Here is a 22,617-nt window from a genome sequence, read left to right as displayed (position 1 = left end):
CAGGGGCTCGGCAGGCTCACTTCTTCATGCAGAACTCGCGGTACGCCTCGTCGTAGGCGACGTCGTAGCCGACGCGGTAGCCGTTCTGGTAGGCGAGGATCAGCGCGTCCGGCTTGGCCGGCGGCGTCAGCGTCGCGTGCTCCCGCGAACACGTCAGCCGGGCGTCCTCCTTGCCCCAGTTCGCTCCCGCCACCTGGCCCGCGGCGGCCATGCTCTCCGGGGTCTGCGTCTGCTGCGGCCGCTGGGCGGGCGGGAGCTGGGGCAGGTCGCAGTTCCTCTCGTACGTGTGCTTGAAGGCCTGGTTGTAACCCTCCACGTAGCCCTGCCGCTTACCCCGCTCGAACGGGTTGGGGTTGACCGGCGCCAGCGGGGGCGGGATCCGCTGGCACTGCAGGCCGGTCTCGTTACCGGCGGCGATCCCCAGGTCGAAGCCCTCGCGGCAGCCCAGGTGGTACTGGTCGGCGGGCATGCTCCGCAGGTGACAAGTGGCCGGGAGGGCCGCCGGAGCGGGAACCACGGCCGCGGCGGCCGGAGCGAGCGCGAGCAGGGCGGCGAGCGGGACCGCGCCGAGGACGGCGCGGCGCGCCGGTCCCCCGGTGGTGCGGTGTGGACGGCGGGTTCGGACGAGGCGGTTCATGGCGCTCCTGGCGGGCAGGCGCTCGGGCCGGACGTCCGCCGGCCCGGGACGGACGGCCGGATGGAGGACGTGGGGCGGGCCCGGTGGCCCGGTGGTGCGGTGGTGCGGTGGTGCGGTGGTGCGGTGGTGCGGGGGCACGGCGCGCCGCCTCCCTCCGTTCCCATCGTCCCGCCGCGGTGGTGCGGTGTCGACCGGGAGGCCACGGGGCCGCCGGGGCGCCGGGCCGCCGGACCCCGGCCTGCTGTGAGTCAGGGGTCATGACAACCGATCGCCCCGGAACCGCGTCCTCCTCGCGGGGGGCGATCTCCGCCCCGCACCGACCCTGGAGGGGCATCATCGACGCGCAGACGCCTGACCGTTCCGGCCGGAGCGCACGGCCCGGACGGAGGTACGGGATCCGCGGGGTACTGCTGGGCGGTGCGGCGGGTGTCGTCCTGACCGCCGCCCTCCTGACCGTGGCGTGGTGGCCGCGGACCGAGGTGACGTACCGCAGCAGTGCCCCGGCGACGGTGGTCTACGACGACCCGTTCCCCCACTCCCTGGCGCTGGTGCACGAGCACACGCTGTCCGGACGGCACTCCTACCGGATGGTGATCGGCAGGGGTTCCAGCCCGTCCTACGGGCACTGGGTGGACGTCGACAGCGTCCTGGGGGCGGAGGGGATCGAATCCACCACCTGGACCGAGTCCGGCGTACGGGTACGCTTCCCGACCGGTCACGAAGTCTTCGTCCCGGCCCGCTTCTTCCTGTTCGGCAGGTGACCGGGCCACGGCTCGGGACCGCTTCCCCCCACGTACCCCCACCCCCCACCGCACGTCCTGAGAGGTCCGCTTCCCCATGACCGTGGCCGAACCCCCCTTCAGCGTCCTGTCCGAGGACTTCGCCACCGACCCCTACCGCTGCTTCGCGCGGCTGAGGGAGCGGGCTCCCGTGCACTACGAGCCGGCGGTCGACAGCTACTTCCTCTCGCGCCACGAGGACGTCAGGCGGGTGCTGACCGACCACGATGCCTTCACCACCGAGACGCTCCAGGTGCGTGCCGAGCCCGTGATGCGCGGGCCGGTGCTCGCGCAGATGACCGGCGCCGAGCACACCGCCAAGCGGCGGATCGTCGTACGGGGGTTCACCGGTCCGGCGCTCCAGGAACACATCCGTGCCGTCCGCGGCCACGCCGCCGAGCTGCTCGCCCCGTTCCTCGCGACGGGCCGGATCGACCTGGTCAACGACTTCGGCAAACCCTTCGCCGTCCAGGTGACGCTCGACGTCCTCGGTCTGGACCGGAAGGACTGGCGGCAGGTGGCCGACTGGCACAGCGGGGTCGCCGAGTTCATCACGAGCGTCACCCTCACCCCGGAGCGCCGCCGGCACTGCCTGGACCGCGCCGAGCGGTTGGAGGCGTACCTCCTCCCCCTCATCCAGCGGCGGCGGCGCCACCCCGGCGAGGACCTGATATCGCGGCTGTGCACCGCCGAGTTCGAGGGGGTGACCATGACCGACCGCGAGGTCACCGCACTGGTCGTGAACGTGCTGGTCGCCGCCACCGAACCCGCGGACAAGACGCTCGCCCTGCTCTTCAAGCACCTGATCGACCACCCCGAGCAGCTGGACCAGGTCCGCCGCGACCCCGGCCTGCTCGGCGCCGCGATCGCCGAGACGCTCCGCCGCACCCCGCCGGTCCAGCTCATTCCGCGCCAGGCGGCGGCAACTGCCGTCTTCGACGGTGGCACCGTTCCCGCCGGTGCCACCGTCTTCTGCATGATCGGCGCGGCCAACCGCGATCCGGCTGCCTTCACCGCTCCGGACGCCTTCGACATCCACCGCCCGGACCTGGGCACCGCCCGCTCGTTCACCGCGGCGGCCCAGCACCTGGCCTTCGGTGCCGGGCTGCACCAGTGCGTCGGCGCGGCCTTCGCGCGCGCCCAGATCGAGACGGTCGCGGCGCTGCTCCTTCCCCTGTTCGACCAGGTTCGCCACCGCCCCGGCTCCCGCTATCAGGAGGCCGGCCTGTACACCAGGGGACCCGTCGCACTCCCCCTGGAGTTCACCCCCGCCCGGTGAGGGACAAAAGGCCGCGAATCGCCTCAAGTACCGTGTGCACGGCCTCCGTTAGGATCTCGAACCGTGGCGCGGAACCGGCGGGAAACCGGCCTTCCACATGCCGGACGCGGTGTGCCGGACGCGGTGTGCCGGGCGCGCCGCGGGAGCGAGGGCGCTCGGGCGCCGCGACGACGTCAGAAGGGAGCCCGCCATGGTGTCCGTGGGGGAAAGACTGAGCAGGGCGCGGGTACAGGCCTTCGTCGGCCGGGACGACGAACTCGAGCGCTTCCGTGCGGCGCTGGCCGGCGACCCGCAGGCCCCGTTCGCGTTCTACGTGTGCGGGCCGGGCGGCATCGGGAAGTCCACCCTGCTCCGGCGCATGGCCGACCACGCCCGTACGGCGGGCCGGCTGCTCGTCGAACTCGACGGCCGCTTCGTCAGCCGGGACCCGGCCGATTTCGAGCAGGCCGCCGGCCCCTTCCTCGACGTACCGGGCACGGTCCTGTTCGTGGACTCCTTCGAGCACTGCCAGTGGCTGGAGAGCTGGCTGTGGCACCACTTCCTGCCCCGTGCCGCGGACGACACCCTGATCGTCCTGGCCGGCCGGCGCGCTCCGCAGCCGCAGTGGACCGCCGACCCCGCGTGGTCCCGGCTCCTGCACGTGACCGAACTGGGGCCGTTCTCCGCGGAGCAGGCCCGCAGCCTGCTGGTGGCGGCCCGGATCCGGCCCGAACTGCGGGACCGGGTCCTGCGGTTCGCCGGCGGCAACCCGCTGGCCCTGTCCCTCGCGGCCGCCGCGGGATCGGCGGGCTGCGGCAGGGAGGAGATCTGGGCCCCCACGGCGGACGTCCTGCGCACCCTGCTGACCGGGCTGATCGGGGAAGTGCCCACGGCGGCCCACCGCCGGGCCCTGGAGGTGGCGGCACAGGCCCACTCGACGTCCGAGGAGCTGCTCGCCGCGGTGCTGCCCGAGGAGGACGTCCATCCGCTGTTCTCCTGGCTGCGGGACCTGCCCTTCATGGAGTCCACGCAGCGGGGGCTGTACCCGCACGACGCCGCGCGCGAGACGCTGGCGGCCGACCTGCGCTGGCGGGCGCCGAACGCCTTCGAGACGGTACGCCGGCGGCTGGCGGACGAGTACCTGCGCCTCCTGCGCGAGGCACCCGAGGAGCGGGTGTGGACCGTCACCGACGAGCTCTTCTACCTCTTCCGGGAGGGTGAGACCCTGGCGCGGCTGCGTTCCTGGTCCCGCGAGGACGAGGTGCACGACCGCCCCCTGCACCCGGACGACCTCGATACGGTGCTGCGCATGGCCGAGGAGACGGAGGGCGCCGCCTCCGCGGAACTGGTCCGCTACTGGGCGCGGCGCCAGCCGCAGGCCTTCAGCGTGTACCGGCTCGTGAGCACGGGCCGGATCGTTGCGTTCACGGCCCGCCTGGCCCTGCCGGCCCCGCCCGACCCCCAGGACCTGGCGACCGATCCCGTCGTCGCCGCCGCGTGGGACCACACCGAGGCCACCGCGCCGGTGAGCCCCGGCGAGCACATCGGCGTGAGCCGCTTCTCCGTCTACCCCGAGCGGTACCAGGTGCCCTCCCGGGTCATCGACCTGAGCAGTTCCCGGGCCCAGGCGGAGGCGGCCCGCGCGCGCGGTCGCGCCTACGGCTTCGCGGTCTTCCGGGACGCCGAGACCTGGGCCGCGCGCGTCGAGGGCACGCTCGGCGACACCGGCGCACGCCCGCGCGTCGGTCCGTACACGTACGGGCTGTTCGGCGTCGACTGGCGCGAGGTGCCCGTGGAGGCGTGGCTCCAGCGCTTCATCTCGGCCACCTCGACCACCTCGGACACCAGCGCGCCGGTCCCCTCCGGACCGTCACCGCTCTCGCGCAACGCCTTCGACCAGGCCGTACGGGAAGCGCTGGCGCACTGGCGCGATACGAGGGCCTTCGCCGCCTGCGCCCTGCTGCGCACCCGCCTGGCGGCCGATCTCGGCGATCCTGTCGCGGAGTTGCGCGCATTGCTGCGCCGGGCCGTGGACGACCTGGCCCATGACACGCGCGGGGTACGGGCCCGCGAGGCCCTGACGGCCGGCTACTTCTCCGGCGCGCCCACCCAGGAGGCCGCCGCCCGCCGGCTCGGCCTGCCGTACGGCACCTACCGCCGGCACGTACGACAGGGGCTGGACCTGCTCTGCGATGCCCTGTGGCAGCAGGAGCTGCACGGCACGCGGGGGTGAGGGGGCTCCCGACAGCGCTGCCCGGCCCGGTGGGCAGGTGGGCCGGTGGACAGGTGTGAACAGCAGTGGACAGCAGTGGACAGTGCCCGTCCCCGGTGGCACTGCCGAGTGGACACCGTCCGGGGCGAGGCTGCCCTGCGACACCCACGTCCACGACGGAGATTCCTGCCCATGACGCACACGAAGCCGTACCTGTCCGGCCACTTCACCCCCGTCGTCGAGGAGGTCACCGCCACCGAGCTCACCGTGGAGGGTTCCCTGCCCCCCGAGCTGGCCGGCCGGCTGCTCCGCAACGGGCACAACCCCAGGCCCGGCGTCACCCCCACCCACTGGTTCAAGGGCCACGGGATGGTCCACGGCATCCGGCTGCGGGCCGGCCGCGCCGAGTGGTACCGCAACCGCTGGGTGCGCACCCCGGCCCTGGACGGCGCCCCGTACATGACCCAGCACGGTCCGGACCTGACGGCCAGCACCGCCGGCACCCACGTCATCGAGCACGCCGGACGTCTCCTGGCACTGTGCGAGGCGAACCTGCCCTTCGAGCTCACCCCGGAGCTGGAGACGGTCGGCGCGCACGACTTCGACGGCAAGCTGCGCGGCGCGATGACGGCGCACCCCAAGGAGGACCCGGTGACCGGGGAACTCCACTTCTTCGGTTCCGCGCCGTTCCCACCCTTCCTGACCTACTACATCGCCGACGCCAAGGGCGAGATCTTCCACAGCGCCGAGGTTCCGGGAGCGACCGCCGCGCTCAAGCACGACTTCGCGCTCACGCGCCGCCATGTGGTCTTCGTCGAGGGCAACGTGACCTTCGACGCCACGGAGCACTCCGGCATCCCGTACAGCTGGAGCGACCAGCAGACCGCCCGGATCGGTGTCATGCCGCGCGGTGGCGACGGCGCCGCGCACGTCCGCTGGTTCTCCATCGAGCCCGGCAACATGCTCCACGTCTCCAACGCCTACGAGGACGGACAGGACCGCATCGTCCTGGAGGGCCCGACCGTGGACCGCGAGGGGTTCCGGCTGTCGTGGAACTGGTGGGTGGGGGCGCCCGGGCGGGGCAGCGAGCCCGTCTCGCGCTCCTACACCCGCCGTTGGGTGATCGACCCGGCCGCCGGCACCGTCGACGAGCAGATCATCGACGACCTGCCGGTGGAGTTCCCGACCCTCAACGAGGAGTTCCTGGGCTCGGAGAACCGCTACCAGTACGCGGTCTCGTTCCCCGACGAGCAGGGCTACGGCGGCTACGGCGTCGTCAAGTACGACCGCACCACGGGCGCCCGGCGCATCCACCAGGTGGGTGACGCCCGGATGCCGAGCGAGGCGGTGTTCGTTCCCGCCGCGCACGCCCTGCGCGAGGACGACGGCTATCTGCTGACCGTCGTGTCCGACCTCAAGCAGGACGCTTCGCAGCTGCTGGTCCTCGACGCTTCCGGCCTCGGCCGCGTCGCGACCGTCCACCTGCCCCACCGGGTGGGCGCCGGACTGCACGGTTCCTGGATCCCCGACGGCGCCCTGCCGCATCCCATGGTCTGACCGGCGCGACCGCCGGCCGCGCTCCCCCGCTGTTCGACCGCTACTCGACGCGCAGTGCGGCCAGGCGGCGTTCGAACGGCACCACCTGGAAGCCGTCCGCCGGGTCCACCGAGGTGATCGCCCCGGTCAGGGAGCGGGGGGCGATCGCGGCGGCGGTGTCCAGGTCCGGGGCGGTGGTCCGGGGGGCCATGGCGCGGGCCAGTTCCGAGCCGGCCCGGGCGATGCGCTCGGCCAGGCCCTCCTCGCCCCAGTCCTCCGAGGCCGCGTACACGGCGGTCGGCAGGGCGAGGGCGCGCAGGTAGGTGAACAGCGGGCGCAGGGCGTGTTCGGTGACCAGGGAATGCCGGGCCGTGCCGCCGGTCGCGCCGAGGAGCACCGGCTTGCCCGTGAGGGCGTCCTTGTCGATGACGTCGAAGAACGACTTGAACAGGCCGCTGTACGACGCCGCGAAGACGGGCGTCACCGCGATCAGGCCGTCCGCGGCGGCCACCGCGTCGAGCGCGGCGGCGAGCCGGTCGGACGGGAACCCGGTGACGAAGTGCTGGGCCAGGTCGGTGGCCAGGTCCCGCAGTTCCACGACCCGGGGCTCGGCGTCCAGGTACGACAGGGTCGCCGCCGTGAGGCGGTCGGCGAGGAGGCGGGTCGAGGAGGGGGAGCTCAGGCCCGCCGATACGACGACGAGGTTCGTCATGACCGGGACTCCTCCCGGTCCGAGGACTGCTGGGACGACTGCTGCGAGGACTGCCGGGATTCCGCCACGCGGGACGCGTGCGTCGGGGCGTCGGGGACGCCGGCCGGGCGCAGGTTCGCGAACTCCTTGCGCAGCACGGGGACGACCTCTTCGCCGAGCAGGTCGAGCTGCTCCAGGACGGTCTTCAGGGGCAGGCCCGCGTGGTCCATCAGGAACAGCTGGCGCTGGTAGTCGCCGGCGTAGTCCCGGAAGGACAGGGTCCGCTCGATGACCTGCTGCGGTGAGCCGACGGTGAGCGGCGTCTGGGCGGTGAACTCCTCCAGGGAGGGGCCGTGGCCGTAGACCGGCGCGTTGTCGAAGTACGGACGGAACTCGCGCACCGCGTCCTGGGAGTTCCTGCGCATGAACACCTGGCCGCCGAGCCCGACGACGGCCTGCTCGGGGGTGCCGTGCCCGTAGTGGGCGTAGCGCTCCCGGTACAGGTTCACCATCTGCCGGGTGTGGGAGGCGGGCCAGAAGATGTTGTTGTGGAAGAAGCCGTCGCCGTAGTACGCGGCCTGCTCGGCGATCTCCGGGGAGCGGATGGAGCCGTGCCAGACGAAGGGCGCGACGCCGTCCAGCGGGCGCGGGGTCGAGGTGAAGGACTGGAGCGGCGTACGGAACTTGCCCTTCCAGGTGACGACGTCCTCGTCCCACAGGCGGCGCAGCAGCGCGTAGTTCTCGATGGCGAGGTCGATGCCGTCGCGGATGTCCTTGCCGAACCAGGGGTAGACGGGACCGGTGTTGCCGCGGCCCATCATCACGTCCACGCGGCCCTCCGCGACGTGCTGGAGCATCGCGAAGTCCTCGGCGATCTTCACCGGGTCGTTCGTGGTGATCAGCGTCGTCGACGTGGAGAGGATCAGGTTCTCGGTGCGTGCGGCGATGTAGCCGAGCATCGTCGTCGGCGAGGAGGGCACGAACGGCGGGTTGTGGTGTTCACCGGTGGCGAAGACGTCGAGGCCGACCTCTTCGGCCTTCTGGGCGATGGCGAGCATCGCCTTGATGCGCTCGTGCTCACTGGGCGCGCGTCCGGTCGTCGGATCGGGCGTGACGTCACCGACGGTGAATATCCCGAACTGCATGGCTCCCCTTCCCGAGGTTGTTTACGATTCAACTATACCCGGGAACGAGTGGTGCCCCCGCCGTATTCCCCCCGATTCCCCGCGCCGCACTCCCCGCGCCGTTTCCCCGCGCCGCACTCCCCGCGCCGCTTTCCCCCCTCAGCCTCCCCACGGGGTGATCCCCCAGCGCATCGTGTGCCGCGCACCGGGCGCCAGGGCCACCACCGCGGTGCCGCTCGTGAAGGCGTCCGGCGGGCACGACATCGGCTCGACGGCCACCGCGCGGCGCCGCTGCGGCGCGGGGAGCGTGTCGCCGGTGTAGATCTGCAGGTAGTCCGCGCCCTCGCCGAGCCAGAGGTCCGTTCCGTACGCACCGGAGGGGTGGGCCAGCCGGACCACCGGGCGTCCCCGCGCGTCCCGGTCGAGGGAGCCGAACGGGGTGTCCAGCGCCGTCCCGCCGATCGCCCTGGCCGTACGGAAGTCGTACGGCGTACCGGACACCGGCTCCTCCTCCCCCACCGGCAGGCCCGCGCCGTCGGTCCGCAGCCACGTCCCGGCCGGCACGGTCAGCAGCGCCTCGTCCACCGTCCCGGTGCCGACCGTGAGGTAGGGGTGCTGCCCGATGCCGTACGGCGCCACGCCGTCGCCCCGGTTCCAGGCGGTCACGCCGACCTCCAGGCCGGCGTCGCCCAGGACGTACTCCGCCCGGGCCCGCAGGTGGAAGGGGTAGCCCGGCTGCGGCCAGAGCGTGGCCTCCAGTGCCGCCCGGCGCCCGTCCGCCTCGACGACCTGCCACGACGTCCAGCGCAGCAGTCCGTGGATGGCGTTGCCGTGCTCCGGCTCCGTCAGGGGGAGCTGCTGGACCTCGCCGTGCCACCGGTAGCGCCCGCCGCCGATCCTGTTCGGCCAGGGCAGGAGGATCTGGCCGCGGCCGGCGGTGATCCGGTCCTCGGCGCCGAATCCGGCCACCAGCTGCCGGTCCCCCACGGCGTACGACCGCAGCGCCGCCCCGAGCTCCACGACGACCGCGACGTGGTCGTGGTACCGCAGGATCGTCTGCTGTCCGGACGGGCTCTCGTGCACAGGGGGAGCCTGGGAGCGGACACGGGACGGAGCAAGCGGGACACGTGCCTTCGGACGGATTCCCGCGCACAAGTCGCCCGATGGGCCCACCGGCCCACGGCCGACGGCCACGCTGCGCGCCCGGCTGCCATTCGGGCGGGCGTCGGCCCCCCGGCGGCGGGCCTGCGCCCCGGCGGCGGCGGTCGCGGGGAGCATCGTGACGCCACCCCGCCCGGCCGCGGGGCCGACGCCCACAGGAGGGTCGGATGGACCTGATCCACTTCCGTATGGTGACGCCGCCCGAGCTCACCCGGCGCACCGTCGACCTGCTCACGGCGGACGGCCAGGTCCTCAACCTCGTGGTCTGCGAATCCGCGGCGCGCGCACCCGACGGCGACACGGTCGAATGCGATGTGGTCAAGGGCGCCGCGAACGGGGTGCTCGGCGGGCTGCGCGCCCTGGGGGTCGACCGGACCGGGTCGATCGCCGTCGACGACGTCGAGATGATGTTCTCGCAGCGCGCCGAGCGGCTGGAGGCGGACCAGCCCAGCGCGCTCGTCCACACCCCGCTGTGGGCCGCGGTCGAGGCCCACATCCGGGCCGAGGGCACCTACCTGCCCTCCTTCTACCTGTTCCTCGTCGTCGCCGGGCTCATCGGCTCGGTCGGCATCATGACGAACTCCCAGATCCTCATCGTGGCCGCCATGGTCGTCGGACCCGAGTACAACGCCATCGCCGGCATCGCCCTCGGCCTCGACCGCGGCAACCGGCGCCGGGTGCGCGAGGGACTGCGCGCGCTCTCGGCCGGGTTCCTGCTGGCCATCGTCGTCACGTTCGCCTTCTCGGTGCTGGTGCGCGCCGCGGGCCTGGAGTCCGAGGCCTTCCGGCAGGGCCTGCGCCCGGTGTCGCACCTCATCGACACGCCGGACTTCTTCTCGCTGGTCGTGGCCGCGCTCGCCGGGATCGTCGGCATCGTCTCGCTCACCGAGGCACGCGCCAGCGCCCTCCTCGGCGTCTTCATCTCGGTGACCACGATCCCCGCCGCCTCGGACATCGCCGTGTCGCTCGCCTTCGCCGACGGGTCCGAGGCCTGGGGCTCACTTCTGCAGCTCCTGCTGAACGTGGTCGTCCTCGTCCTCGTCGGCCTGCTCACGCTGCGCCTGCAGCGGCGCTTCTGGCGTCGCGCCCGCGCCGCGGCCGCCGGGCCGCAGGCGTAGGCCGTGAAACGGAGCGTCGTTCCGATCTCGGCGGGCCCCCGGCCGGTCCCGGGCTTAACCTGGCCGGGGGAGCGGATCCGGGTGACGTCTCGCAGCCGGAAGGACGCCGTGATGGACAAGTACCCGCTGATCGAGAACCACGGTCTGATCGGAGACCTGCAGACGGCCGCGCTGGTGACCATCGACGGAACGGTCGACTGGTTCTGCAGTCCGCGGTTCGACTCACCGAGCGTCTTCGGCGCCCTGCTGGACAAGGACAAGGGCGGGCACTGCACGGTCCGGCCGGCCCACGCGATGTACGCGACGAAGCAGTTGTACCTCCCCGACACGGCGATCCTCGTGACCCGCTTCATGACCGAGGCCGGAGCGGGCGAGGTGGTGGACTTCATGCCGCTGACCGGCACCACGGTCACGGCCCGCCACCGGCTGGTCCGCATGGTCCGCTGCGTGCGCGGCAGCATGACGTTCGAGGTCTCCGTCGCGCCGCGCTTCGACTACGGGCGCAAGCCGCACGAGCTCCACGTCACGGAGCACGGAGCGGTGTTCACCTCGGAGGGGGCCTCGCTCACCCTGCACCCGATCCGCGAACCGGACGACGAGCGGCTGGCGAACTCCCTGACCGGCGAGAACGATCTGCACCTCACCCTGAGCCTGAGCGCGGGACAGCAGCGCGGGCTGGTCCTGGAGACCGGCTCCGACGGGCCGCCCCGCGAGGTCCCGCTGGCCGAGTACGAGCAGCTGTTCCACGAGACCATCGGCTTCTGGCGGACCTGGCTGTCCGGGTCGCACTACACGGGTCGCTGGCGGGAGGCGGTGGAGCGCTCCGCCGTGACCCTGAAGCTCATGACGTACGCCCCCAGCGGCGCCGTGGTGGCCGCCCCGACGACGGGCCTGCCCGAGCAGCTGGGCGGGGAGCGCAACTGGGACTACCGGTTCACGTGGATCCGGGACGCCTCCTTCTCCGTGTACGCCCTGCTGGGCATGGGGTTCACGGAGGAGGCCCAGGCGTTCATCGGATGGCTCGACGACCGCATCAAGGAACGGGCCGGCGGCGAGGGGGGTTCCGGGCCGCTGAACATCATGTACACGGTCGACGGCTCCTCCGACCTGAAGGAGGAGAGCCTGGAGCACTGGGAGGGCTACGAGCGTTCGGCTCCCGTGCGCATCGGCAACGGCGCCGCGACGCAACTCCAGCTCGACATCTACGGCGAGGCGATGGACAGCATCTCCTTCGCGCACCGCCACGGGATCCACCTGGGGTACCGGGGGTGGACCGGACTGCTGCACGTCCTGGACTGGCTGGCGGACAACTGGGACCAGGCGGAGGAGGGCCTGTGGGAGACCCGCGGGGGCCGCCAGGACTTCACCTACGGCCGCGCGATGTCCTGGGTGGCCTTCGACCGGGCGCTGCGGATGGCGGAGGCCACCGGCCGGCCGGCTCCGGCGCAGCGCTGGAGCGCCGCCCGGGACGCGCTCTACGAGCAGGTCATGGCGCGGGGCTGGAGCGAGCCGCGCGGCGCGTTCGTCCAGCACTACGGCAGCGACGTGCTCGACTCGTCGCTGCTGCGCATGCCGACGGTGGGCTTCCTGACGCCCGGGGACCCGATGTGGACCTCGACGCTGAACGCGATGGAGCAGGAACTGGTCACCGACAGCCTGGTGTACCGGTACAACCCGGAGGCCTCGCCGGACGGGTTGCGCGGCTCCGAGGGCACGTTCTCGCTGTGCACGTTCATGTACGTCGACGCGCTGGCGCGGGCCGGGCGGATCGACCAGGCCCGGCTGGTGCTGGAGAAGATGCTCGGGTACGCCAACCACCTCGGCCTGTACTCGGAGGAGATCGACCTGACGGGCCGCCAGCTGGGCAACTTCCCGCAGGCCTTCACGCACCTGGCCCTCATCGACGCCGCCATCACCCTGGACGCGGCGCTGAACCGGGCGCAGCTGCGGTAGGCGCGGGGCCGAGGAGCACCCGGGAGTCGCCCTCCGCCGGGGCGCGCGGGTGGGCCGCGCCGACCGGCTCCAGCTGCCCGTCGCGCCGTACGACGAAGAGCGTCGTGTGCCCGGGCGGAAGGGGATCCGAGGCGGGCCGTACCAGGAAGCGGGCGCCCCGGCCGTGGCGCGCCGCGAGGGCGTCGCGGACGAGCTCGGGGCCGAAGAGGACGGCGCCGCCGGTGTACGGGGCCACGACCCCGCTGCTGTCGGGCGGCGGGCCGACCCGGTAGACCGGTCCCTCGACGCTGTCCTGGACGACGACGGAGGCGAGCGCGTTGAAATCGTCGTCGTCCGTGCAGAGGAAGACCGCCGTGACCCCCTCCAGGCGGGCCCCGGGGTCGGCCGCAGCCGCCAGGAGCTCGCCGGGTGCCAGTTCGAGGCCGGCCTCCTCGATACGGCGCCGCTCCCGGGCGAGCCCCGCCCACATCAGCACGTCCAGCCCGGCCGTGCGCAGGGCCAGCGCCAGATCGACCACCCAGGGCGCGCCCCCGACCAGCAGCGGCCGGGTCCGGGCGGGCCGGACGACGCCCAGCCGGGCGGCCACGGGCCGGGCCGTGAGCGCGTACACCAGGACGGTGCCGACGATCACCAGGAACGTGACGGGCAGGATGTCCTGCGCGCCGGAGAGGCCGTCGTCGACGAGGGTGGCCGAGAACGTCGCGGCGGTGGAGGCCGCGACGATGCCGCGCGGTGCCATCCAGCCGATGAACGCCCGCTCCCCGGAGCCGAGGTGGGTACGGGCCGTCGCCAGGCAGGCCACCAGCGGCCTGACCACGAGGACGAGTCCGGCGACGAGGGCCAGCGAGGGGAGCAGCACCGGTACCACGGCCCGGGGCGCGACCGTGGACGACAGCGAGATGAACAGCAGGCCGATGATGAGCTGGACGACGGTCTCGAAGAAGGGGCGGCGGGCCGGCATGTCGAACCCGGGCAGGTTCGCGGCCGCCATGCCCATCACGATCGCCGCGATGAGCCCGGTGTCGTCGAGGAGCATGTCGCAGCCCGCGGCCACCGCGACGACCGCCGCCAGCTGGGCGAGCGTCCCGAGCGTCTCGCCGAGCCGCATCCGCCGCAGGGTCGCCCACAGCAGGAGGACCCCGACCGCGCCGCCCGCCAGCCCGACGGCCAGGCTCCCGAAGAACATGCCGAACCTGGGCCCCCGGCCCGACTGGATGTGGACGATGACGTGGAAGGCGACGGCCCCCAGGATGCCGCCGATCGGGTCGATCAGGGAGCCTTCCCAGATCAGGATCTTCCGTACCCGGTCGGTCGGCCGGACGTGATCGAGCAGCGGGCCGACGACGGTCGGACCGGACACGACGAGGATCACGCCGATCATCACCGCGACCGTGAGCGGTACGTCGAACAGGGCCATGACCAGACCCAGTCCGGCTGCCCAGGTGATCAGGACGCCCGGCACGATCAGCCGTACCACCACCGACCGCGGCTCGCCCGTGAGGTGGTGCAGGCGCAGGCCCAGGCCGGCGTCGTAGAGGATGACGGCGACGGCCAGGGACACCAGCGCCGGGAAGTCGGGCGCGAGCTGGTCGGGGTGGATGACGTCGGTCAGCGCCCCGGCGGTGAAGCCGACCGGCAGCAGCACGATCAGTGACGGCACGTGCAGCCGGCTCGCCAGGATCTGGGAGCCCACGGCGAGCACCAGGGTCAGGGCGATGCCGAGCAGGATCTCGTCTTCGCTCACGGTGTTCCCGTCCCTCCCGCCCGCGCCCGGCCCGGCCCCGCGGGGTCAGTCCCGGCCCTGCGGGCCGCCGCCCCGCCGCAGGTCGGCATCGGTGAGGGGCTCCAGCTCGCCGCGCGTGTCGAGGCGGTACAGCAGGAAGACGGCGGGGAAGACCAGGGCGAGGGCCACGAGGGTGACGATGAGCAGCCAGTGCAGCGTGGCGGGCGCCCCGGCCCCCTCGGCCACCGTGAGCGAGCCCGGGATCAGGTACGGGCGCTGCGCCATCCCCCAGGCGATGACCGCCGAGGCGACGACGGCGACCGCCGTGACCCGCGACCACACGCCGGAGGCGGAGGTGCGCAGCAGCAGCCAGGCCGTCACCAGCGTCGCCCCCGCGGACACGATGACGAAGAACAGCCCGGCGCCGTGGGTGAGACCGTGCCAGACGTGCGGGGCGTCGCCGTGGGTGACGAACAGCGTGACCACCGCCAGGACGGCCAGGGCGGCGAGGGCGGCCAGGGCCCGGCGGCGGAAGTAGGCGTGCAGGTCGGGGGCTTCGAAGCGCACCGAGTCCGCGGCCAGGAACACCGCGCCCAGCAGCGCCGTGGCGACGATCGCGAGCAGGCCGAAGAGCACGGAGGTGGGGTTGGACCAGGCGTGCGCGGACGGCTCGGTGCCCGGTGCCACCCGGCCGGAGGCGATGCCGCCCACCGCGGCGCCCAGGAAGAACGGCGTGAGCAGCGAGGCGATGGCGAACACGGCCCCGAAGACGCGCCGTCCGGCGAGCCTGCGGGTGGGCTTGCGCAGGGCGAAGCCGGCGCCGCGCAGGACGGTGCCGACGGCCGCGAGGGCGAGGGGCAGCCACATGGCGAGGAACACCGTCTGGAAGAAGACGGGGAACCCGGTCCACATGATGACGAGGACGAAGATGAGCCAGACGTTGTTGACCTCCCACACGGGCGCCATGGCGTGGTCGATCAGCCACCGGGGGCGCTTGCCCCGCTCCGCCCCGCCCGCGGTCAGGTCCCAGAAGCCCGCGCCGTAGTCCGTACCGCCCGCGCAGGCGTACGCGGCGATCGCGAGCAGCAGGACGACCGCCATGACGTCGGCGGCGGTCACGGCTTGCCCCCCTCGGTCGGCGCCGGGCCGTCGCCGCGGTCGGTGGCGGTGCCGCCGGCCGCGACCGCCGGGCGGGGGCCGTAGGGGGTGTCCGTCTCCGGTGTCGGCGACGTCGCTCCCGCACCGCGCGCCTCGTCGTCCAGCCGCCATCGGGTGCGCATCTTCAGGAGTACGGCCAGGAAGGCGCCGAAGATGAGCACGTACACCACGACGACCAGCCCGAACATGGTCCACAGGGCGCCGGAGCGGGTCGCGGTGACGGCTTCGGCGACCCTCATGTTCTGGTAGACGATCCACGGCTGGCGGCCCACCTCCGTGGTGATCCAGCCGCATTCGACGGCGACGACGCTGGCCACGCCGGCGCACGCGGCGCTGCGGTAGAACCACGGGGAGGCGGGCAGCCGGCGGCGGCGCAGCCAGACGATCCCGTACCACAGGGCGAGCAGGACGAGGACGGAGCCGATGCCGACCATGATGTCGAAGGCCCAGTGGGCGATGGTGGCCTGAGTGGCGTTCGGCCGCTGGTCGGCGGGGACGGAGGTCAGTCCCGTGACCTGGGTGTCGGGGCTGAAGCCGGCGAGGATGGAGTCGAGCTGGGGGATCTTGATGCCGCCGGAGACGGTCCCGTCGGGATGGAGGCGGCCGAAGAGGTATTCCGGTACGTGCGTGTCGGTGTTCCAGACGATCTCCATCGCGGCGAACTTCACCGGCTGCTTGTGGAACACGGCGCGGGCGATGGCGTCACCGAGCATGAACTGGACCGGGGTGAAGACGGCCGCGACGGTGAAGGGCACGGTGAAGCCCAGGCGGTGGTAGTGGTCCCGGCGGCCGCGCAGCCAGCCGACGGCGTACACGCCGGCGACGACGTATCCGGCGGTGAGCAGCATGGCCACCACGAAGTGCCAGTACTGCGGCCCGAACATCGGGGTGAAGATCGCCTTCCAGACGTCCACGTCGACGGGGTTGCCCTGGTCGTCGAGGCGGAAGCCCTGCGGGGTGTTCATCCAGGAGTTGGCGGCCAGGATGCCGAAGGCCCCCAGGAGGGCGGTGGCCGGCAGGGGCAGCCCGAGCAGGAAGTGGGTACGGGCGGGCAGCCGGCGCCAGCCGTAGAGGTAGATGGCGATGAGGACGGCCTCCAGGAAGAACGCCCACGCCTCGACGCCGAAGCCGATCCCGAAGACGTCGCCCCACCGGCCCATCAGGCCCGGCCAGAGCAGGCCGAACTCGAAGGACAGGACGGTTCCCGTGACCACCCCGATGGCGAACTGCACGGCCATGACCGCCGACCAGCGCCGCGCCAGCAGCAGGGCGGTCGCATCGCCCTTGCGCAGTCCGTAGCCGTGCATGATCAGGGTGATCAGCGGCAGGGCCACGCCCAGGGGCACGAGGATGATGTGCGAGGCGAGGGTGAAGGCCATGAGCGAGCGGGCCGGCAGCATCTGGGGCGGTACGTCCGCCAGCAGGTGGACCGTGGTGTGCATGCGTGTCTCCCCCGGGGGCCGACGCGGGTGGGGTCAGCCGCCGGTGGCGAAGCCGGGGAAGAGGGTCATGCCCCCGTCCACGTACAGGGTCGCTCCCACGACGTAGTCCATGAGGTCGGAGGCCAGGCCGACCGCCGCGTGGGCGATGTCCTCCGGGTCGCCGACCCGGCCGTACGGGATCAGCGTGAGCAGGTCCCGCTCGGCCTGCTCCGTGTCCCAGGCACTGCGGTTGATGGGGGTGCGGATCGCGCCGGGGGCGATCGCGTTGACCCGGATCTTCTTCGGGGCGAGCTCCTGGGCCAGGGTCTCCATCATCATCTGGACGCCGCCCTTGGAGGAGGCGTAGTTCACGTGCCCGGCCCAGGGGATGATCTGGTGCACCGAGCTCATACAGATGATCTTGCCGGCCGATACCGACACCTCGGGGACGACCCCGCGGCGCAGGAACTCCTTCGTCGCCTCGCGGGCGCACAGGAACTGCCCGGTCAGGTTGACGTCCAGCACCTTCTGCCACTGGGCGAGGGTCATGTCGGTGAACGCGGCGTCCCGCTGGAGTCCGGCGTTGGCGACGAGGATGTCGATGGTCCCGAACTCCTCGACCATCCGGTTCGTCATCGCGACGACCTGGTCCTCGTCGGACACGTCCGCCTCGTACGCCGCCGCGCGCACCCCGAAGGAGGTGATCTCCTCGACGACCTTCTCGGCGTACTCGCGGCCGGCCACGTAGTTCACCACCACGTCCGCCCCGGCCCGGCCCATGCCGATGGCCGTGGCCTTGCCGATCCCGGAGTTGGCGCCCGTCACCAGCACCTTCTGGCCCCGGAGCAGATGTGCGGGAATCACGCCCCGGGGTACGTGCTCGGTGGAACTCAACTCTGACCGCCTCCTCCGCGACCGTGTCCCGTGCTGTCCGGGCCAGTCCGGGCGGTCCGCGTGAGGACGCCCGGGCGGGTCCGGGCGCCACACAACCACCGGCGCCGGAGCGCGGCCGCCCGCGGCGGTCCGCATTGCGTCACCCGGCTGAGGTTCTTCGCCCGTTCGGCGGTGTCCCGGCCCGGACCGCGCGGGTCAGCCGATCCGCTCCAGGATGTGGTCGCCCACCCGCAGCGCGTTCGCGATGGCCGTCAGGGACGGGTTGACCGCGCCGATGCTCGGGAAGAAGCTCGTATCGACCACGTACAGGTTGTCCAGGTCGTGCGCCTTGCAGTGCACGTCCAGGGCCGAGGAGGCCGGGTCGGTGCCGAAGCGGACGGTCCCGGCCTGGTGGGCGGTGGCCCCGATCGGCATGCCCTTGTGCAGGTAGATGCTGTGGTCCAGCAGGTGGTGCTCGTGCATGCCCAGGTGCCCGAGCATGTGCTGGAGCTTGTGCCGCAGCCGCTCCAGGCCCGCCATGTTGTTGGTCTCGTCGAGCGCGAGGTGGATCCGGCCGTCGCCGTCCAGGGTGACCCGGTTGTCGGGCAGCGGCAGGTCCTCCCCGCACAGCCAGAAGTCGACGGCGTGGTGGGCCATGACCTCGAACGGCATGTCCGGTGTCACCGCGCCCGCCCAGCGCGGGGCCTCGCCGTGGATCTGCTGAGCGTCGGACTTGCCGAGCATCTGGATCCCGCCGAGGGGGAAGTCCCAGTCGTCCGCGCCCAGGTACCAGTCGTGCAGCGCCAGGGTCTTCTGGAACTGCGTGTCGTTGGGCTCCCTGGACACGGCCATCAGGGCCAGGTTGTTGTGGCGCATGTAGAAGCGGCCGACCACGTCCGAGCTGTTGGCCAGGCCGCGCGGATGGTGGTCGTCGGCCGAAGCGAGCAGCAGCGCCGCCGAGTTGACCGCCCCGCAGGCGACGGCCACGATGTCCGCCGAGAAGCGGACCTCCTCGCCGCCGGCGAGCCGGGCGACGACCGCGCTGACGCTGCGGCCCGTCGCGTCGGTCTCCAGCCGCACCACGTGGGCGTTCGTGATCATTTCCACGTTGGGGTGCTCCAGGGCCGGCTCCACGCAGATCACCTGGGCGTCGGACTTGGCGCGCACCAGGCACGGGAAGCCGTCCACCCGGTTGCAGCGGATGCAGACGCTGTGCGGGGTCGCCCGCCCGTCGGCGTCCTGGGTCAGGTTCACCCCGATCGGCAGGTGGAAGGGGTGCAGGCCCTGCTTCTCCAGGTCGTCGCTCAACTGCTGAATGCGCGGCTCGTGTTCCACCGGCGGATAGGCGTACTGCGCACTGGCCGGCCCCTCCCAGGGGTCCTCGCCGTGCCGCCCGTGCACCAGGTACAGGTGCTCCGCCTGCGTGTAGTACGGCTCCAGGTCCTCGTAGCGGATCGGCCAGGCGGGCGAGAGCCCGTCGTGGTGACGCAGTTCGCCGAAGTCCTCGGGGCGCAGCCGGAAGAGCGCCGCGCCGTAGAACTTGGTGTTGCCGCCCACGTAGTAGTTGACCTCGGGCGGGAACTCGCGACCGTGCTTGTCGAACCAGAACTCCGGTGCGCGGTACTTGCCCTTGACGAAGACGGCGGTGGATTCCCAGTTGTCGCGTTCACGCGGGAGGTAGTCACCGCGTTCGAGGAGGAGCACGCGTTTGCCGGAGGGGGCGAGCCGGTGGGCGAGGGTGCCGCCGCCGGCGCCGGTTCCGATGATGATGGCGTCGTAGTGGGGGGTGTCGCTCACCGCGACCACCGTCCGTCCTCGGTCTGTGGTGCCGCGCCCTCACCGGGCCTGTCCGTCACAGCGGGGTCCCTCTTCGAACGTATACGGCCCTCGCCGGTGCGGCACCCCGAAGGGCCCCGGTGCCGGTACGGTCACAGGACGGCGATCGGGTTCACGGGCGAGCCGGTGGCGGCCGGCAGCCGCAGCGGGGCCACCGTGCACAGGAAGTCCCAGCGTCCGAGTTCCGCGCACAGCCGCGCGAGCTCCTCCAGGTCCAGGTAGTCCATGAGGTGCACGCCCAGGGCCCGCATCGCCAGGACGTGGACGGGGAAGGCGACGCCGGTGACCGGGCTGGGGGCGGTGTCGTTGTTTCCGTCCGAGCCGAGGACGGCGATCTGCCGTTCGGCCAGGAAACGCACCGCGTGCGGGTGCAGACCCGCCCGTGCGTGCGCGGCGTCCCACGGGCCCGTCTCGCGGCGCCGGCGCCGGTGCCCGACCCGTACGAACAGCAGGTCGCCGGGGCCGGCGCGGACGCCCTGGGCCTCTTCGGCCGCGGCGAGGTCGTCGGCGGTCACGCAGTCGCCGGGCTCCAGCCAGGGCAGCCCGCGCAGCCGGGCGGCGTCCAGGAGCACGCCACGGCCGACGATGCCGTCCCGGACCAGGTCGAGCGAGATCGGCCGGCTGCCGCCCGTCCGCAGGGCCGCCTCGGGGACGCCGCCGTAGAGCTCGCCGTCGAACACCACGTGGCACAAGGCGTCGAGGTGGCTGTCGGCGTCCCCGTGCACGTTCATCGCGAAGTGGTCCAGGGCGAAGTGCACGCCCGGGGCGCCGGTCGCGGCCTCGGCCGGGCCCGTCACGCGGTACGAGGCGCACTGCGGGTTGTCCGGACCGGGCCACGTCTCGATGGGTGCGGCCAGCGACACGGTGCGGCCGTGGCGGACCCCGGCCGCTGCCGCCGCCACGCGCTCGGGGGTGAGGTACGCCAGGGCGCCGCGCCCGTGCTCCGGGCCGCTGACCGCGTGGTCGCGCAGGTCGGCGCAGAGGGCGCGGAAGGCCTCCTCCGTCATGGGGCGCGGGGCCGCCCGGTGGGTCGTGTCGTCCGCCACTCGGGGTCCTCCTGGTCTGTGTGTGGGGGGACCGCTCAGCGGCGGTGGATGCGGGTGACGCCGTACCACTTCGACACGCAGGCGGCGGCCCAGTCGCGTTCGTAGGACGACGTGTAGAAGGGCTCGGCGAGGTTCCCGATGGGGAGGCGGCGGTACCCCACGTCCGTGGCGCCCCGCGCGGCCTCGGCGCGGATCCGGGCGTTCTGGGCGTCCCAGGCCACCGCGCGGGTGACGGTCGCGGTCGTGAGTGCCTGGACGTTCGGGACGAGCGCGGCCACCGAGACCAGCGCCAGGCAGCCGGCCGTCGCGGCGGCCGCCCCGAGGACCGGGCCGGAGGCACGGCGGCCGCGGGCCGCCGGGTACCGGCTGCCCCACGCGCCCAGCAGGGCGCCGTAGCCGCAGAGCGCCAGCTCCATCAGGACCAGGTAGCTGGTCCAGGTCCGGGCGTACGTCCACCCGTTCGGGCCGTAGCCGCTGCGCAGCCCCAGCGCGACCGCGAACGATCCGAGGAGCACCACGGGTACGGGGAGCAGGAGAAGGGTGATCAGCAGGGGGCGCGGGGCGGGCCGCCGCGGGCCTGGTGGTCCGGTGTCCTGACCCGGTCCCGCGCCGGGGCCCCGGGCCGTGGTCCCGCCGACGCCCAGGCCCACGCCCACGCCCAGGAGGACGCCGACGGCCGCGGCTCCGAGGTAGGCCCACTGGCCGGTGACCGTGTCCCACATGTGCAGCCAGCCCTCGAAGGTGCCGCGGAGCCCGTCCGCGGACAGCAGCGACTCCCCGGGCGGCTCCTGGGCGCGGCGCCACCGGGCGCCGGGGGACGTGAAGAGGACGGCCAGCCCGCACAGGAGGCCGGCGCACCACAGCGCGCACCACGTGAAGGGGCGCCAGTTCCGTGCCAGGCCGAGGCGGGGCAGGGCCAGCAGTCCGGCCGCGGCCGCGAGCAGACCGCTGACGAAGGCGAACGGCTCGCTCAGGGTGCCCAGCGCGAAGCCGATGAGGAAGGCCGCGGCGAAGCCGGCCGTACGGACGGCCGGGCGGGGATGGCGCACGGTCCACATTCCCAGCAGCAGCGCCCAGACGCCGATGACGCTGGGGATGGTGTGGGAGATCGTGGCGGGCGCCCACAGCAGGACCTGGTAGCTGCGGGTGCCGCCGAAGTAGACCAGCGCCTGGACGACCAGGGCGCAGGCGATCAGGAGCAGGGGCCGGGGGCGTGCGCCCAGGAGCCGGACGAACTCGCGCCCCAGCAGGACCAGGCCGGCCGTGAACGTGACGGCGATGACGGTGGGGAGGATCTTGATTCCGGGCGGAACGGCGGCGTGGCCGCCGTAGTCGCCGTAGAGGACACCGCTCAGGAAGGCGTTGGTGACCCGGCCGTTCTGGGTGGCGTAGAAGTCGGAGGTGATGCCGAGCACGCCCAGGTCCCGGGACTTCCAGCCGGCGCACCAGTCGTCGGAGGTGGGCCGCACGTAGAGCCCGAGGAAGCATCCGACCGCGATCAGGGCGCCGGCGGCCGCCACGAGCGTGATCCCGGCCGCCGGCAGGATCGCGCGGGGCGCGCGGCGACGGCCGGTGGCGTGGCCCGCCGCGGCGGGACGCGTGCGCAGGTCCTCGCCGCCCTCGATCGACGCCGTGCCCATGCACCACCCCTTTCGCCGCTGTGCGCGACCGGACGGGGCGGTGCGGTGCGCGGCCGTACGGGCGGCAGCCCGGCCCGGCGGGCCGCGGGGCCCGCGGGCTCCCATGGTGGGCACGGACCCCGGGGTCCGGCATCCGGGCGTCGCCAGACGGATGACACGGGCGGCGGACCCGCCCGGTCCACCCTCGGCAGGCGCACCCGCCGCAAAGCCCCCGTCCCGACGCGACCCCGGCCCCACACGAACCGCTCCCGCCACGCACCCCCGGGAACGGCACCCAGCCGGGCGTGCGCCCTCCCGCCGCGGCTTCTCGGCACCTGCCGTCCGCGTGCAACCCGACCCGGACCCCACCCGGAGCGCGCCCCACCCAAGGCCCGCCCGGCGCGGGCCGCTCCCGGCGCGGGCCCTTCGGCGGCGTCGGGCCCGGCTCACCCGGGCGGCGGGTGTGCCGTGG

General features: G+C 73.1%; 17 protein-coding genes. 6 read left to right on the top strand and 11 right to left on the bottom strand.

The genetic code is table 11. The features are described 5' to 3' along the window. Nucleotides 1-16: 16 nt before the first annotated feature. On the bottom strand, nt 17-637 hold the full coding sequence (locus ACZ6KO_RS07245; RefSeq protein ID WP_469301069.1) for a hypothetical protein: 621 nt from the start codon (nt 635-637) through the stop codon (nt 17-19). 257 nt (nt 638-894) lie between these two features. On the opposite strand from ACZ6KO_RS07245, the gene ACZ6KO_RS07240 reads away from it, so the two are divergent. The 4 genes from ACZ6KO_RS07240 (at nt 895) to ACZ6KO_RS07225 (ending at nt 6,443) form a co-directional block, all read left to right on the top strand. Continuing rightward, nucleotides 895-1,398 (top strand): hypothetical protein, encoded by a 504-nt coding sequence (locus tag ACZ6KO_RS07240; protein WP_469301067.1) that lies wholly within the window; start codon nt 895-897, stop codon nt 1,396-1,398. A gap of 76 nt (nt 1,399-1,474) precedes the next feature. After that, on the top strand, nt 1,475-2,695 hold the full coding sequence (locus ACZ6KO_RS07235; RefSeq protein ID WP_469301065.1) for a cytochrome P450, cyclodipeptide synthase-associated: 1,221 nt from the start codon (nt 1,475-1,477) through the stop codon (nt 2,693-2,695). Between the two features lie 190 nt (nt 2,696-2,885). After that, the gene (locus tag ACZ6KO_RS07230; protein WP_469301063.1) at nt 2,886-4,907 is read left to right on the top strand and encodes an AAA family ATPase; all 2,022 of its coding nucleotides are present in this window, start codon (nt 2,886-2,888) and stop codon (nt 4,905-4,907) included. Between the two features lie 171 nt (nt 4,908-5,078). Continuing rightward, on the top strand, nt 5,079-6,443 hold the full coding sequence (locus tag ACZ6KO_RS07225) for a carotenoid oxygenase family protein (RefSeq protein ID WP_469301060.1): 1,365 nt from the start codon (nt 5,079-5,081) through the stop codon (nt 6,441-6,443). A gap of 40 nt (nt 6,444-6,483) precedes the next feature. Here ACZ6KO_RS07225 and ACZ6KO_RS07220 read toward each other — a convergent pair whose 3' ends face one another. The 3 genes from ACZ6KO_RS07220 to ACZ6KO_RS07210 all read right to left on the bottom strand — a co-directional run bounded on the left by ACZ6KO_RS07220 (nt 6,484) and on the right by ACZ6KO_RS07210 (nt 9,320). After that, the gene (locus tag ACZ6KO_RS07220; protein ID WP_469301058.1) at nt 6,484-7,134 is read right to left on the bottom strand and encodes a CE1759 family FMN reductase; all 651 of its coding nucleotides are present in this window, start codon (nt 7,132-7,134) and stop codon (nt 6,484-6,486) included. Continuing rightward, nucleotides 7,131-8,258, bottom strand: coding sequence for an LLM class flavin-dependent oxidoreductase (locus tag ACZ6KO_RS07215; protein WP_469301056.1), 1,128 nt, complete (start codon nt 8,256-8,258; stop codon nt 7,131-7,133). Before ACZ6KO_RS07215 ends, ACZ6KO_RS07220 begins: the two co-directional genes overlap by 4 nt. Before the next feature lie 138 nt (nt 8,259-8,396). After that, a complete protein-coding gene (locus ACZ6KO_RS07210) occupies nt 8,397-9,320 on the bottom strand; it encodes an aldose 1-epimerase family protein (RefSeq protein ID WP_469301053.1) in 924 nt (307 codons plus the stop codon). Nucleotides 9,321-9,565: 245 nt separating this feature from the next. Here ACZ6KO_RS07210 and ACZ6KO_RS07205 point away from each other — a divergent pair, with 245 nt between their 5' ends. Continuing rightward, nucleotides 9,566-10,516, top strand: coding sequence for a DUF389 domain-containing protein (locus ACZ6KO_RS07205; RefSeq protein WP_469301050.1), 951 nt, complete (start codon nt 9,566-9,568; stop codon nt 10,514-10,516). A 111-nt stretch (nt 10,517-10,627) separates the two neighbouring features. Continuing rightward, nucleotides 10,628-12,469 carry a glycoside hydrolase family 15 protein gene (locus ACZ6KO_RS07200; protein ID WP_469301047.1) on the top strand — a complete coding sequence of 614 codons (1,842 nt, stop codon included), beginning with the start codon at nt 10,628-10,630 and terminating at the stop codon, nt 12,467-12,469. Here the strand turns inward: ACZ6KO_RS07200 and ACZ6KO_RS07195 are convergent. The 7 genes from ACZ6KO_RS07195 to ACZ6KO_RS07165 form a co-directional block, all read right to left on the bottom strand. Beyond that, on the bottom strand, nt 12,429-14,213 hold the full coding sequence (locus ACZ6KO_RS07195; RefSeq protein ID WP_469301045.1) for a cation:proton antiporter: 1,785 nt from the start codon (nt 14,211-14,213) through the stop codon (nt 12,429-12,431). The genes ACZ6KO_RS07200 and ACZ6KO_RS07195 overlap by 41 nt on opposite strands. Nucleotides 14,214-14,258: 45 nt before the next feature. Then, nucleotides 14,259-15,293 carry a cytochrome d ubiquinol oxidase subunit II gene (locus tag ACZ6KO_RS07190; RefSeq protein WP_469301592.1) on the bottom strand — a complete coding sequence of 345 codons (1,035 nt, stop codon included), beginning with the start codon at nt 15,291-15,293 and terminating at the stop codon, nt 14,259-14,261. Between the two features lie 14 nt (nt 15,294-15,307). Further along, nucleotides 15,308-16,792 (bottom strand): cytochrome ubiquinol oxidase subunit I, encoded by a 1,485-nt coding sequence (locus ACZ6KO_RS07185; protein WP_469301043.1) that lies wholly within the window; start codon nt 16,790-16,792, stop codon nt 15,308-15,310. 33 nt (nt 16,793-16,825) lie between these two features. Beyond that, nucleotides 16,826-17,620: an SDR family oxidoreductase gene (locus tag ACZ6KO_RS07180; protein WP_469301590.1), complete on the bottom strand. Its 795-nt coding sequence runs from the start codon at nt 17,618-17,620 to the stop codon at nt 16,826-16,828. 240 nt (nt 17,621-17,860) lie between these two features. Beyond that, on the bottom strand, nt 17,861-19,441 hold the full coding sequence (locus ACZ6KO_RS07175; protein WP_469301041.1) for a GMC oxidoreductase: 1,581 nt from the start codon (nt 19,439-19,441) through the stop codon (nt 17,861-17,863). A 131-nt stretch (nt 19,442-19,572) separates the two neighbouring features. Beyond that, a complete protein-coding gene (locus ACZ6KO_RS07170; RefSeq protein WP_469301588.1) occupies nt 19,573-20,487 on the bottom strand; it encodes a cyclase family protein in 915 nt (304 codons plus the stop codon). Between the two features lie 74 nt (nt 20,488-20,561). Further along, nucleotides 20,562-22,166, bottom strand: coding sequence for a hypothetical protein (locus tag ACZ6KO_RS07165; protein WP_469301039.1), 1,605 nt, complete (start codon nt 22,164-22,166; stop codon nt 20,562-20,564). Nucleotides 22,167-22,617 lie beyond the last annotated feature (451 nt).

The organism is Streptomyces sp. NPDC042102 (assembly GCF_055582305.1).
The sequence above is the reverse complement of the archived record's forward strand: the minus strand, read 5'-3'. Positions and strand labels throughout refer to the sequence as shown.

What these genes read in the sequence shown, in the direction of transcription:
- ACZ6KO_RS07245 (WP_469301069.1), bottom strand. Translation starts at nt 637, where the DNA reads ATGAACCGCCTCGTCCGAACCCGCCGTCCACACCGCACCACCGGGGGA.
- ACZ6KO_RS07240 (WP_469301067.1), top strand. Translation starts at nt 895, where the DNA reads ATGACAACCGATCGCCCCGGAACCGCGTCCTCCTCGCGGGGGGCGATC.
- ACZ6KO_RS07235 (WP_469301065.1), top strand. Translation starts at nt 1,475, where the DNA reads ATGACCGTGGCCGAACCCCCCTTCAGCGTCCTGTCCGAGGACTTCGCC.
- ACZ6KO_RS07230 (WP_469301063.1), top strand. Translation starts at nt 2,886, where the DNA reads ATGGTGTCCGTGGGGGAAAGACTGAGCAGGGCGCGGGTACAGGCCTTC.
- ACZ6KO_RS07225 (WP_469301060.1), top strand. Translation starts at nt 5,079, where the DNA reads ATGACGCACACGAAGCCGTACCTGTCCGGCCACTTCACCCCCGTCGTC.
- ACZ6KO_RS07220 (WP_469301058.1), bottom strand. Translation starts at nt 7,134, where the DNA reads ATGACGAACCTCGTCGTCGTATCGGCGGGCCTGAGCTCCCCCTCCTCG.
- ACZ6KO_RS07215 (WP_469301056.1), bottom strand. Translation starts at nt 8,258, where the DNA reads ATGCAGTTCGGGATATTCACCGTCGGTGACGTCACGCCCGATCCGACG.
- ACZ6KO_RS07205 (WP_469301050.1), top strand. Translation starts at nt 9,566, where the DNA reads ATGGACCTGATCCACTTCCGTATGGTGACGCCGCCCGAGCTCACCCGG.
- ACZ6KO_RS07200 (WP_469301047.1), top strand. Translation starts at nt 10,628, where the DNA reads ATGGACAAGTACCCGCTGATCGAGAACCACGGTCTGATCGGAGACCTG.
- ACZ6KO_RS07190 (WP_469301592.1), bottom strand. Translation starts at nt 15,293, where the DNA reads ATGGCGGTCGTCCTGCTGCTCGCGATCGCCGCGTACGCCTGCGCGGGC.
- ACZ6KO_RS07185 (WP_469301043.1), bottom strand. Translation starts at nt 16,792, where the DNA reads ATGCACACCACGGTCCACCTGCTGGCGGACGTACCGCCCCAGATGCTG.
- ACZ6KO_RS07170 (WP_469301588.1), bottom strand. Translation starts at nt 20,487, where the DNA reads ATGACGGAGGAGGCCTTCCGCGCCCTCTGCGCCGACCTGCGCGACCAC.
- ACZ6KO_RS07165 (WP_469301039.1), bottom strand. Translation starts at nt 22,166, where the DNA reads ATGGGCACGGCGTCGATCGAGGGCGGCGAGGACCTGCGCACGCGTCCC.